Here is a 12,403-nt window from a genome sequence, read left to right as displayed (position 1 = left end):
AGCGTACCGGTGGTGAGCACACCGGTCATACGCGCGACGGACGGATGCGTCACAGGCCGATGCCGGCCCGGAGGGCAGGTCGGCCTACGCGCTCTCGCGCTTGTACGGCACGCCGTCGGCGGCCGGCGGCGTCGAGCGGCCGACCACGCCGGCGACCGCGATGAGCGTCAACACGTAGGGCAGCGCCTGGAAGAGCGTCGCCAGCTGGGGTGAGAACTCGGGCAGCCGCTGTGCCAGGGCGCTGGAGAACCCGAAGAGCAGCGTCGCGGCGAGCAGCCCGCCCGGCCGCCAGCGGCCGAAGATCAGCGCCGCCAGCGCGATGAAGCCGCGGCCCGCGGTCATGTTCTGCGTGAAGGAGTGCACGAAGCCGATCGACAGGAACGCGCCGCCCAGCGCGGCCAGGCCGCCGGACGTGATGACCGCGGCGTAGCGCGTGGAGAGCACCTTGACGCCGACGGTCTCCGCCGCCCGCGGGTTCTCCCCCACCGACCGCAGGCGCAGGCCCAGGGCAGTGCGGAACACGACGACCCAGATCACCACGACGGCGACCAGGGCGCCCCACACGAGCAGGTTGAGGTCGCTGATCGCGTCGCCGATGAAGCCCAGCGAGTCGGTGGGCAGGTGGATCTCGGGCACGGCGGGCAGGTTGTCGGGCGTGCCGTCCTGGCCGTAGGAGTTGACGTACATGTAGCCCGTCACGCCCAGGGCCACGAAGTTCAGCGCGGTGCCCGAGACGATCTGGTCCGAGCGCAGCGTGATCGCCCACACGGCGTGCACGGCGGCCAGCGCCATGCCCGCCAGCACGCCGATGAGCAGGCCGAGCACCCACGAGTCGGTGCGGTCGGCGCCCCACGCGGCGAAGAAGGCGCCCATGAGCATCATGCCCTCCAGGGCGATGTTCACGACCCCGGAGCGCTCGCTGACCAGGCCGCCGAGCGCGGCGAACGTCAGCGGCGTGGCGTAGCGCAGCATCGCCGCGGTCAGGGCGCCCCAGCTCACGACGACCTCGAGGTGCGAGGTCCCCGAGCGCGACGCCCCGTAGGCGCCGGCGACGCCGGCGATCGCGGCGGCGATCGCGCCCCAGCCCGGCCGGCGCGCCCCGCCGCGGATCGCGACGACGCCGAGCCCGGCGGCCACGATCCCGATGATCAGCGAGGGCAGCGCGGTGCGCACCTCGAACGGCGGCAGCGTCAGGACGAACGCGATCAGCCCGAGCGCGATGCCCGCGTGGCCGTACCAGCGCTCGGGCGGCGCCGCGGAGCCCCCGGGCCCCTCGTCGCGCGGCGAGCGCAGGCGGTCGGCGACCGTCGACAGCCCGCTCATGCGGCAGCCCCTCGGCCTCGGCGGCCGGACCGGTGCGCCGCCGGCGCAGCCGGTTGTAGACGATGACGACGAGCAGGTCGGCCGAGACGAAGAGCACGACCAGGCCCTGGATGACCGTCGTCAGGTTCTGGGCCAGCTCGGGCTCGAAGACCGCCGGGTCCAGGTTGCGCACCGACGTGCCGTTGACCAGCGCGCCGAACAGCAGCGCCGACAGGCACGTGCCGATCGCCGTGTTGCGTCCCAGCAGTGCCACCGCGATGCCCAGGAAGCCGATCTGCGACGTCTGGATGTCGTTCGTGGCCAGGTGGAACTGCCAGCCCAGGACGTCGAGCGAGCCCGCCAGGCCGGCCAGCGCGCCGCAGGTGCCCATGACGAGCACGTAGGTCCAGCCGACGCGGATGCCGCCGTAGCGCGCGGCCTCGGGGTTGAAGCCCACCGCCCGCGCCTCGTAGCCCTTCGTCGAGCGGTTGAGCAGCACCCAGTAGACGACGGCCGCGGCGAGCGCCACGAAGATCCCGATGTGCAGCCCCTGCAGCTCTGGGTCGCCCCAGAAGACCGGGAGGTGGGCGCTGCCGACGATGTCGTTGGAGATCGGGACGTCGGGCTGCGTGCTGTTCTGCAGCGGGCCACCGAGCTGGAAGAGGTACACCCCGAGCCACAGCGCGACGTAGTTGAGCATGATCGTGGTGATCACCTCGTTGGCGCCGGTCGTGGCGCGCAGGGCGCCGGCGATCCCGGCCCACGCGGCCCCCGCCAGCGTGGCCAGCACCATCGCGAGGATGATGTGCAGCCAGCCCGGCATCCCGGACCACGAGGAGCCGACCCAGACCGCGACGATGCCGCCGACGGCGTACTGGCCCTGGCCGCCGATGTTGAACAGGCCGGCGCGGAAGGCGTAGGCGACGGCCAGGCCGACGAGGATCAGCGGCGCGGTGATCAGCAGCGTCTGCTGGAGGTTGATCGCCGCCGTGTCGCGGTCGGCGCCCGAGGTCCACGGGAACAGCCACTGCAGGCCCGTGCCGTTGAAGATCGCCTTGTAGGTGTCGATCGGGTTGTGGCCCGTGGCCAGCACGACCAGGCCGCCGGCCAGGAACGCGATGATCACCGTCAGGACCGGGGCGAGGATCCCGCCTCCGCGCAGCTGGGCCGACAGGCGCGAGGCGACGGTGGGCCCGGAGCCGAGGTCGAGCTCGGGCTGGGCGCCGGGCTCGGGCGGGGGGTGACGCTCACGCCGCGCCCTCCGCGGCAACGCGCGACCCGCCGGTCATGAGCAGGCCGAGCTCCTCGTCGCCGGCGGTCGGCGGCAGCTCACCGACGATGCGGCCGCCGTAGATCACCAGGATGCGGTCGGCCAGCGCGCGGACCTCGTCGAGCTCGAGCGAGAACAACAGGATCGCCTTGCCGTCGTCGCGCTCGGCCAGCAGCCGGCGGTGGACGAACTCGATCGCGCCGACGTCGAGCCCGCGTGTGGGCTGGGCCGCGATGAGGGCGTCGGGCTCCCCGGAGATCTCGCGGGCGATGACGACCTTCTGCTGATTGCCGCCCGACAGGGAGCGCGCGGGCGTCTCCGGCTCGCCGCCGCGCACGTCGAACTCGGCCAGCAGCCGCCGCGCCGTGTCGAGCATCCGGCGCGGCCTGAGCAGCCCGAACCGCGCGCCGGAGCGGTAGTCGCGCAGCGCGAGGTTCTCGGCCAGCGTGAAGTCGAGCACCAGGCCGCGGCGATGACGGTCCTCGGCGATGTGGCCGATGCCGGCCTCGCGCGCCTCGCGCGGGTCGCACCCGGTGATGTCGCGGCCGCCGATCCGGACGTGGCCGGAGGCCACGGGCCGCAGCCCGCACACGGCGTCGATGATCTCGGACTGCCCGTTGCCGTCGATGCCCGCGACCGCGACGATCTCGCCGGCGCGCACCTGCAGCGACACGCCGTCGACGGCGGGCAGCCCGCGGTCGTCGGTCACGTGCAGGTCGTCGATCTCCAGGAGCGGCGCGCCGGGCGTGCGGGCCTCCTTCTCCACGCGGAGCACGACGTCGCGGCCGACCATCATCCGCGCCAGCGACGCCTCGTCGGCGCCCGCCGTGTCGATCGTCCCGATCGTCTTGCCGCGCCGCAGGACGGTGACGCGGTCGGCGACCTCGAGGACCTCGTGGAGCTTGTGGGTGATGAAGACGATGGACGTGCCCCCGGCGCGCAGGCCGCGCAGGACCTCGACGAGCTCGGCCGTCTCCTGGGCGGTGAGCACGGCGGTGGGCTCGTCGAGGACGAGGATCCGCGCGCCGCGGTCCAGGGCGCGCAGGATCTCGACGCGCTGCTGCTGGCCGACCGAGATGTCCGACACGCGGGCGTCCGGGTCGACGCGCAGGCCGTAGCGCTGCGACAGCTCGCGCGTGCGCCGCCGCGCGGCGGCGAGGTCCAACAGCCCGCCGCGCCGCGGCTCGGCGCCGAGCACGAGGTTCTCGGCGACCGTCATGACCGGGATGAGCATGAAGTGCTGGAACACCATGCCGACGCCGCGGGCCATGGCGTCCTTGGGCGAGGACACGACGGCGACCTCGCCGTCGATGCGGATCTCGCCCTCGTCGGGGCGGGCCATGCCGTAGACGACGCTCATGAGCGTCGACTTGCCCGCGCCGTTCTCGCCGAGCAGGGCGTGGATCTCGCCGCGGCGCAGCTGCAGGTCGACGCCGTCGTTGGCCACGACGGCGCCGAACCGCTTGGTGATGCCGCGGAGCTCCAGGGCGAGCTCCGCGGCACCGGCACCCGCTGGCGACTCGTGCGCCACGCGTGCTGCTACTTGGCGACGGTGTCCGGGATCGTGATCGACCCGGCGGCGATCTTCTTGGCCACCGCGTCGACCTGGGCCTGGTACTTGGTCCCGGCCGCGCCGATCTTGCCGATCCCGGCCCCCTGATTGGCGACCGAGAACGTGGTGTTCGCGCCGCCGGTGTACTTGTCGTCCTGGACCTGCTTGACCGTGTCGATCACCGACTGGTCGACCTTCTTGATGGCGCTGGTCAGGATGTAGCTGCCCAGGTAGGCCTGGTCGGCGTCGACCCCGATGCCCTGCAGGTTCTTGCCCTTGGCGGCGTCCAGCGCGCCGAGGCCGCACTGGCCCGCGACCTGGAAGACGACCTTGGAGCCCTGCGCGATCTGGTTGAGCGCGATCTCCTTGCACTTCGCCTGGTCGACGAAGTCCTGTGAGTAGGCGTGCAGCGTCTTGATCGACGGGTCGGCCGCCTTGGCGCCGGCCTCGTAGCCCGCGATGTAGTGGTCGACCGGCGGGATCTTCTGGCCGCCGACGCTCGAGATCGTCGTCACGTTGTTGCCCTTGGCGTACAGGCCGGCGAGGTAGCCCGCCAGGTACCCGGACTCCTGCTCCTTGAAGAGCAGGCCCTCGACGTTGGTGGGCTTGCCCTTCAGGCCGGTGGCGTCGACGTCGATGATCGCGAACTTCGTGTTGGGGAACTTCTTGGCGACCGTGTCGACCGCGTCGGCCATGAGGAAGCCGACGCCGATGACCAGGTCGTACTTCTGCTGGGCCAGCGTGGAGAGGTTCGGGATGTAATCGGCGTTGGACTTCGAGGTCAGGACGCGGCCGGTGATGCCCAGCTGCGACTTGGACTGCTCGAGGCCCTGGTTGGCCAGGCTGTTGAACGAGCGGTCGTTGAGACCGCCGATGTCCGTCACCAGACCGACCTTGATGGCCTTCTTGGCCGGCGCCGCAGCGGCGGCGGTCGTCGTGGCCCCGGAGGAGGACGACGACGACGAGTTGGCGTTGCTGCTGGAGCCGCAGCCGGCCGCGGCGATGAGCAGCCCGGAGAGGCCGATCGCAGCAAGGGTCCGGCGGGTGGAACGTGCACGCACTTCGAGGTTCTCCCTCTACGAATGGAATGGGACTGCCGAGGGACAGCGCGGCCGACCCGGCCGCGCGCAGAACCTACCGATCCCCGAGATGGTCAGTGAGGTTCACGGCGAGGTGACGGGCGAAGCCCGCATCCAGCGCGGTTCGGGTGATCGCCGCCAACGCCGCCAGATCGCAGCCCAGGCGCTCGTGGGCGAGCCGGTACTCGCGGCCGATCGTCGTGCCGAAGTACGGAGGATCGTCGGAGCCCAGCGTGACGAGCACGCCGGCGGCGCGCAGGGCCGGCAGCGGATGGGCCTCGTAGGACGAGTAGACGCCGAGCACGACGTTGGAGGTGGGGCAGACCTCGAGCACGATGGCGCGCCGGGCGAGCTCCTCCACGAGCGCGGGGTCCTCGATCGCCCGCACGCCGTGCGAGATGCGCCGGACGCCGGGCAGCGCGAGCGCGGCGCGCACGGACTCGGGCCCGGCGTGCTCGCCGGCGTGCACGGAGCACCCCAGCCCCGCCTCGGCGACGATGGCGAACGCGCGGGCGAAGTCCGGCGCCGGGAAGCCGGCCTCGTCGCCGGCCATGTTGAAGCCGACGACGTAGGGGTGGTCCAGGGCGACGGTGCGGCGCGCCACGTCCTCGGCGGCGGGGACGCCGAAGTTGCGCACGCACGAGGAGATGATGCGCCCGACGATGCCGTGGTCGGCGTGCGCGTCGTCGATGCCCTGAGCGATGCCGGCGATGTGCTCGGCGTCGCCGAGGCCGACGAGCGCGCCGTGGTCCAGGGAGGCGATGAGCTCGACGTAGACCGCGCCCTCGGCGGCGCAGGCCGTGAGGTACTCGTAGGTCACGTCGCGGTAGTCCAGGGCCGTGCGGATGGTCGAGGCGGCGACGTCGTAGGCGCGCAGGAAGTCCAGGAAGTCGGTCCACGCGAAGGTGTGCTCGTCGGCGAAGAGGCCGTCGGGCAGCGCGACGCCGTTGCGGCGCGCCAGGCGGCGCACGAGCTCGGGCGTCGCGGTGCCCTCGAGGTGGACGTGCAGCTCGGCCTTGGGGAGGGCGTCGACCTCGGCGGCGTGGTCCGTCATCGCAGCTCCTCCGTGACGACGGGCGGGGTCGGGGGCGCCGCGTCGCCCACGGCGATCAGCGTGCGCAGGGCGCGCTCGGCGGCGTCGGCGGCGTCCTCGTCGCGGGCGTGCACGACGGCCAGCGGGCGGGAGCCCGGGCCCACCTGGGCGCCGGGCCCGGCGACGGCCGACAGGCCGACGGCGTGGTCGATGGCGTCGGCCTCCGTGCGCCGGCCGCCGCCCAGCTCGGTGACGAGCAGGCCGAGGTCGCGCACGGCGTGCCCGGTGACGAACCCCGGGGCGGTCGCGAAGACCTCCCGCACGACGGGCGCGGCGGGCAGGTGGGCGTCGGGGCGCTCGAGCAGGTCCGCCGGGCCGCCCAGGGCGGTCACCATCGAGGCGAAGCGCTCGGCGGCGGCGCCCGAGTCCAGGGCGGCCTGCGGGTCGGCGTCGCCCAGACCGCCGAGGTCCAGCAGCGTGCGGGTCAGCGCCATCGTGACCTCGACGAGGCGGGGGTCGGCGCCCGGCGCGCCCGTCAACACGTCGACGCACTCGCGCACCTCGAGCGCGTTGCCCGCCGTGTGGCCCAGGACGCGGTCCATGTCGGTCAGCAGCGCGACGGTCGGCAGCCCTGCCGCGACCGCGACGTCCACGAGCGCCCGCGCGAGCGCGCGCGCATCGCCGAGGTCGGCCATGAAGGCCCCCGAGCCGTGCTTGACGTCCATGACCAGGCCGCCGAGGCCGGCGGCCAGCTTCTTGGACAGGATGGAGGAGACGATGAGCGGGATCGCCTCGACGCTGCCCGTGGCGTCTCGGATCGCGTACAGGCGCCGGTCCGCGGGCGCCAGGTCGTCGGTCTGGCCGCCGATGACGCAGCCCACCTCGCGGACCACCCTCCCCATCGTGGCGGCGTCGGGCGTTGCGTCGTAGCCCGGGATCGCCTCCAGCTTGTCCAGCGTGCCCCCGGTGTGCCCCAGCCCGCGGCCCGAGATCATCGGCGTCGCGCCGCCACAGGCGGCGACGAGCGGTGCGAGGATGAGCGACACCTTGTCGCCCACACCGCCGGTGGAGTGCTTGTCGAGCACGGGGCGGTCGAGGTCCGACCAGTCCAGGACGGCGCCCGAGTCGCGCATGCCCAGCGTGAAGGCCGGCAGCTCGGTCGCGTCCAGGCCGCGGAAGAACACGGCCATCGCGAACGCGGCGACCTGGGCGTCGGACAGCGTGCCGTCGCCGATGCCGGCGGCCAGCGCGCGCAGCTCGCCGGGTGCGAGCGTCCCGCCGTCGCGCTTGGTGCGCAGCAGCTCCTTGACGGGCGGGGTCATGCGAGCTCCGCGGCGGCCTCGGGGATGAAGCGCAGCAGGACGCGCTGCAGGTCGCGGGCGGCGACCTGCGCGTTGGCCAGCGTGTGCTCGTGGGTGAGCGCCTCGTCGCCGAGGCCCTCGGCGAGGTTCGTGATCACCGAGACCGCCGTGACGCGCAGGCCGCAGTGGCGCGCGGCGATGACTTCGGGGACCGTGGACATGCCGACGGCGTCGGCGCCGAGGATGCGGAAGGCGCGGATCTCGGCGGGCGTCTCGAACGACGGGCCGGCCACGGCGAGGTAGACGCCCTGGGTCATCGCCACGCCCTCCGCCCGGGCGGCGGCGAGCATGCGGGCACGCAGCGCGTCGTCGTAGGCGTCGCCCAGGCCGACGAAGCGCGGGCCCAGCGCGTCGTCGTTGGGCCCGAGGAGCGGGTTGGCGCCCATCAGGTTGATGTGGTCGGTGATGGCCATGACGCGGCCGGGCCCGACCGCCGGGTCCAGCGAGCCGGCGGCGTTGGTGAGCACGACGCCGCGGGCGCCGAGCGCACGGATCGTGCGCACGCCGACGGCGAGCTCGGCGACCGGGATGCCCTCGTAGAGGTGGGCGCGGCCCTGGAGCACGACCACCGGCGTGCCGGCCAGCGTCCCGAGCACGAGGCGCCCGGCGTGCCCGGCCACCGCGCCGACCGGGAAGCCCGGCAGCTCGGCGAAGGGGATCGCCACGGCGCCGGCGACGGCGTCGGCCAGGCCGCCGAGGCCCGAGCCCAGCACAAGGCCGAGCACGGGCGCCGGGCGGTCGCCGGCGGCGTCGCGGACGACCTGCGCGGCCGCGGTCACCGTGCGGCCTCCAGGTCGAAGGCCAGCGGCAGCAGCTCGCCCAGCGTGACGGTGCGCCGGACCCCCTCGGGGCCGCACAGGTGCACGGGCACGTCGGGGCCGGCGAACTCGGCCAGGCGCTGGCGGCAGCCGCCGCAGGGGACGATGAGCTCGGTGTCGGCCATGACGGCCACCTCCCGGATCGCGGTGGCGCCGGCGGCGACGAGCGCGCCGATCGCGGCGGCCTCGGCGCACTGGCTCTGCGGGTAGGCGCCGTTCTCCACGTTGGGCCCGCTGTGCAGGCCGCCGGCCTCGTCGCGCAGCGCGGCGCCGACGTGGAACCGCGAGTACGGCGCGTGCGCGCGCTCCATCGCGCGGCGGGCCAGCGCGACCAGGCGCGGGGTCGCCGCCCCGGCATCCAGGAGCATGGCCGCGTAGCCGCGGGCGACGATCCGGTCGTCGGTGATGCCGAGCGCCTGACGCAGGCGGCCGACCTTGTCGTGCTCGGCGGCGAGGTCGGAGTCCGGCGCCGCGACGGCCTCCAGCTCGAGCCAGGAGCCCAGGCCCTGCACCTCGTCGAGGTGGATGCGCACGCCGTCCCACAGCAGCAGGCGCCGGCGCTTGTCGACGACGACCACGAGGCCGAGCGCGGCCTCCAGCGCGCCGGCCGCCGCGGCCGCATCGGGGACGTCGACGAGGTGGTAGGAGCTCGTGCGGGCCGTCGCCTCGTCGTCGCGGGCGTAGGCGATGAGCTGCGCTGCGCGGTGGCCGGCGTCGTCCTGCTCGCGCAGCTTGAGCCGTCCGTCGCGGGCGGCGAAGTACGTGTCGCGCTGGTGCAGGAGGCCCTGGTCGACGGCCCCGTGGGCGAGGGCCGCGCGGAGCGTCCGCTCGGGCTCGGGGTCGCGGGCCTTGAGCTCGACGTTGCGGTGCGGAGCCATCCGGCGCAACGTACTAGGAGTGCGGTGACGAGCATTCGGCCCGGTCCGGTCGGGTGGCCGACCACGTTCCCGGATGGCCCGTGGACTACTGTCCGCGCACCGATGGAAGGCCTGCGCGTCATCGAGCATCCCGTCCTGGCCCGTGCGCTGACCGAGCTGCGGTCGACCGATACGAGCCGCGCCGCGTTCCGCGCCGCGATGGCCGAGGCGTCGGAGATGCTGGCCTACGAGGCGCTGCGCGACCTGCCCGTCCACGAGGTCGAGGTGCAGACGCCGCTGGAGGCCACGACGGGCGCGCGGCCCGAGCGCATCACGGTCATCGCGGTGCTGCGGGCGGGCCTGGGGATGGTCGACGCGTTCCTGCGCCTCATGCCCGACGCGGCGGTCGGGCACCTCGGGATGCGCCGCAACGAGGAGACGCTGCAGCCCGAGGACTACTACGAGTCGCTGCCCGAGAGCCTCGCCTCCACGACGGTCTTCGTGGTCGACCCGATGCTCGCCACCGGCGGGTCGTCGTCGGCGGCGCTGCGGCGCCTGCGCGCGGCGGGCGCCCGCGACCTGCGCCTCGTCTGCCTGGTCGCCGCCCCGGAGGGCGTCGCCGCGGTGCGCGAGCAGGACCCGCACGTGCCGATCATCGCCGCCGCGCTGGATCGCGGCCTGGACGAGCGCGGCTACATCCGCCCGGGCCTGGGCGACGCCGGCGACCGACTGTTCGGGACGGAGTAGGCGGGCCCGGGCGCCGGCGGTCGCACCCCTGCGCGGGCGGCCGCGTCGACCTCGCGCGCCTGCGGGAACCGGATGGCGCGAACGTGGGGTTCGTGCCCACCTTCGCGCCACCCGCGGCCGAGGAGAGCGCCGGCGGGCCGCCATGCGCCCCGGCGCCCGGACCGGACACCGCCCCCACCCCTACCCTGCGCCGCGATGCGAACCTTCACGTGCGGGCGCTGCACGCAGCTCGTCTTCTTCGAGAACAGCCGCTGCCTGCACTGCGGCGCCGAGCTGCGCTTCGACTGGCCCTCGCGCGACGTCGTCACCCAGCCCGGCGCGCCGGCGTGCGCCAACGCCGCGCTGGCCGGGTGCAACTGGCTCGCCGAGGACGACGGCGGCGGCCTGTGCTTCAGCTGCGCGCTGACGCGCACCCGGCCCGGCGACGACCCCGTCGCGCTGCAGCAGCTCCGCGACGCCGAGGCCGCCAAGCGCCGCCTGCTCTTCGAGCTCGGCGAGATCGGCCTGCCCATCCCGTCCTTCCGACGCCAGGAGGGCGGGCTCGCGTTCGACCTGCTCTCCAGCGCCCACGAGCCGGTGACCACGGGGCACGCCGACGGGCTCATCACGCTGGACCTCGCCGAGTCCGACGACGCCCACCGCGAGCAGATGCGCACGGAGATGGGCGAGCCCTACCGCACGCTGCTCGGCCACTTCCGCCACGAGGTCGGGCACTTCTACTTCCCGCTGCTGACCACCGCGCCGGAGGCGCTGGCGCGGGCGCGCGCGACGTTCGGCGACGAGCGCGAGGACTACGGCGCCGCGCTGGACCGCCACTACGAGCAAGGGCCGCCGGACGGCTGGGAGGAGGAGCACGTCAGCGCCTACGCGACGATGCACGCCGCCGAGGACTGGGCCGAGACGTTCGCCCACGTCCTGCACATCTCCGACACCCTGCAGACCGCGGCCGCCTACGGGCTGCACGCCGACGGCCCGGTCCAGCGCCCCGACCTCGCCGCCGACCCGCGCAAGCCCGCGGCCGGTCTGCCGGACCGCCTCACGGACTGGCTCGCGTTGTCCTACGCCTTGAACGCCCTGAACCGCAGCATGGGCCAGGACGACCTGTACCCCTTCGTGCTCAGCCCCGCCGTGGCGCGCAAGCTCGGCGTCGTCGACGAGCTGATCAGGTCCGCGGCGCGCTGAGCGCGCCGGCGGCCAGCGCGAGCAGCAGCGCGTCGTTGGCGCCCTCGCCGATCTGGGTCTGCGGCGCGTCGCGGCGCAGCCGCGCGAGCTCGTCGGAGGCCGCGAACGACCGGCTGGCCGCCAGGCGGGCCGCCCGGTCCACGGCCCACACCGCCAGGTCGGAGGCCACGATCTTCGCCGCGGTGCTGAGCTCCCGCGCCGTCTCGTCGCGGGCGTCGGAGGCCGCCGCGGCGCGCAGCACGAGCGCCTCGGCCGCCGCGCGGCGGGCCACGATCTCGCCCACCCGCAGCTGGGCGTGGGTGTGGTCGCCCAGCACGCCGTCGCCGATCTCGCGGTCGGTGCACTCGTGCACCGCGCAGGCCAGCGCGCGGTCGACGATCCCCAGCGCCCGGCACGCCACGTTGACGCGGCCCACGTCGAGCGCGTCGAGCATCTGGCGCGCGCCCGCGCCGAGCCCCTCCTCGCCACCGAGCACCTCGGCGCCCGGCGCCTCGTGCGCCGTGAAGCGGTAGGCGGCCGACTCGACCCCGCGGTAGCCGAGCTTGTCGATGTCCTCCATCGACCAGCCGGCGCCGCCGCGCCCCTCGGCGGGCAGCACGACGCACGACGGCTTGTCGGCTCCCTGCACCTCGGCGAGCAGGAACACCACGTCGCTCGAGCGCCCGCCGGCGACCCAGCGCTTGCGGCCGTCGAGCACGAGCCCGCCGCCGGCGCGCGGCGCCGCCGTCGTCTCGATGCGCCCGAGGTCGCTGCCGGCCTGCGGCTCGGTGATGGAGAACGACGCGAGCACCTCGCCGGCCGCGATCCGGGGCAGCCAGCGCTCGCGCTGGTCCTCCGTGCCGTGGCGGACGAGCAGCGCGGTGGCCAGGCCCGTCGGGTTGACCGCGCCGGTCAGCGAGATCCACCCCTGCGACAGCGTGCGCCAGGCGCCGACGAGGTCCGCGACGCCCAGGCCCGGCCCGCCGTAGCGGGGCGGGACGAGCGCCCCGGTCAGCCCGAGGTCGACCAGCGCGGCGAGCACGCCGTCGGGCAGCTCGTCCTCGGCGTCCCAGGCCTGCACCGACGGCGCGACGACGTCGCCGACGAACCGCCGCACGGCCTCGTGCAACGTCGGGGCCTCGGTCTGCGCGCGCGTCGTCATGGCCCGGCTGTACCCGCCCGGCGGCCGCGCCGCGCACGGCCGGGCCGCCGAGCGCGCACGG

10 protein-coding genes and 1 pseudogene are annotated in these 12,403 nt (G+C 74.6%); 2 read left to right on the top strand and 9 right to left on the bottom strand.

Translation table 11 applies throughout. The annotated features are described in order from the left end of the window. Nucleotides 1-84: 84 nt before the first annotated feature. The 8 genes and pseudogenes from FSW04_RS08355 to cdd form a co-directional block, all read right to left on the bottom strand. Nucleotides 85-1,323: an ABC transporter permease gene (locus FSW04_RS08355; RefSeq protein WP_228431017.1), complete on the bottom strand. Its 1,239-nt coding sequence runs from the start codon at nucleotides 1,321-1,323 to the stop codon at nucleotides 85-87. A gap of 145 nt (nucleotides 1,324-1,468) precedes the next feature. Beyond that, nucleotides 1,469-2,395: pseudogene (locus tag FSW04_RS28365) on the bottom strand (ABC transporter permease); the annotation flags it as partial. Between the two features lie 154 nt (nucleotides 2,396-2,549). Beyond that, complete coding sequence (locus FSW04_RS08345) at nucleotides 2,550-4,103, bottom strand: ABC transporter ATP-binding protein (RefSeq protein ID WP_146918205.1); 1,554 nt, start codon at nucleotides 4,101-4,103, stop codon at nucleotides 2,550-2,552. An 8-nt stretch (nucleotides 4,104-4,111) separates the two neighbouring features. Then, on the bottom strand, nucleotides 4,112-5,185 hold the full coding sequence (locus tag FSW04_RS08340) for a BMP family lipoprotein (RefSeq protein WP_146918203.1): 1,074 nt from the start codon (nucleotides 5,183-5,185) through the stop codon (nucleotides 4,112-4,114). A 73-nt stretch (nucleotides 5,186-5,258) separates the two neighbouring features. Next, nucleotides 5,259-6,257 (bottom strand): adenosine deaminase, encoded by a 999-nt coding sequence (gene add / locus FSW04_RS08335; RefSeq protein WP_146918201.1) that lies wholly within the window; start codon nucleotides 6,255-6,257, stop codon nucleotides 5,259-5,261. Continuing rightward, nucleotides 6,254-7,558, bottom strand: a complete 1,305-nt coding sequence (locus FSW04_RS08330; protein WP_146918199.1) for a thymidine phosphorylase — start codon at nucleotides 7,556-7,558, stop codon at nucleotides 6,254-6,256. Before FSW04_RS08330 ends, add begins: the two co-directional genes overlap by 4 nt. Further along, complete coding sequence (locus FSW04_RS08325) at nucleotides 7,555-8,376, bottom strand: purine-nucleoside phosphorylase (protein WP_146918197.1); 822 nt, start codon at nucleotides 8,374-8,376, stop codon at nucleotides 7,555-7,557. Before FSW04_RS08325 ends, FSW04_RS08330 begins: the two co-directional genes overlap by 4 nt. Then, on the bottom strand, nucleotides 8,373-9,293 hold the full coding sequence (cdd, locus tag FSW04_RS08320) for a cytidine deaminase (protein ID WP_187369344.1): 921 nt from the start codon (nucleotides 9,291-9,293) through the stop codon (nucleotides 8,373-8,375). Before cdd ends, FSW04_RS08325 begins: the two co-directional genes overlap by 4 nt. A gap of 102 nt (nucleotides 9,294-9,395) precedes the next feature. Here cdd and upp point away from each other — a divergent pair, with 102 nt between their 5' ends. Both upp and FSW04_RS08310 read left to right on the top strand, forming a co-directional pair. Next, nucleotides 9,396-10,019, top strand: coding sequence for a uracil phosphoribosyltransferase (gene upp, locus FSW04_RS08315; RefSeq protein WP_146918192.1), 624 nt, complete (start codon nucleotides 9,396-9,398; stop codon nucleotides 10,017-10,019). Between the two features lie 195 nt (nucleotides 10,020-10,214). After that, on the top strand, nucleotides 10,215-11,201 hold the full coding sequence (locus tag FSW04_RS08310) for a zinc-binding metallopeptidase family protein (RefSeq protein WP_146918190.1): 987 nt from the start codon (nucleotides 10,215-10,217) through the stop codon (nucleotides 11,199-11,201). Here FSW04_RS08310 and FSW04_RS08305 read toward each other — a convergent pair. Next, nucleotides 11,182-12,342, bottom strand: a complete 1,161-nt coding sequence (locus FSW04_RS08305) for an acyl-CoA dehydrogenase family protein (RefSeq protein ID WP_146918188.1) — start codon at nucleotides 12,340-12,342, stop codon at nucleotides 11,182-11,184. The two genes, FSW04_RS08310 and FSW04_RS08305, sit on opposite strands and share 20 nt — an antisense overlap. Between the last annotated feature and the right edge of the window lie 61 nt (nucleotides 12,343-12,403).

The organism is Baekduia soli, from assembly GCF_007970665.1.
GTDB classification, from domain to species: domain Bacteria; phylum Actinomycetota; class Thermoleophilia; order Solirubrobacterales; family Solirubrobacteraceae; genus Baekduia; species Baekduia soli.
The sequence above is the reverse complement of the archived record's forward strand: the minus strand, read 5'-3'. Positions and strand labels throughout refer to the sequence as shown.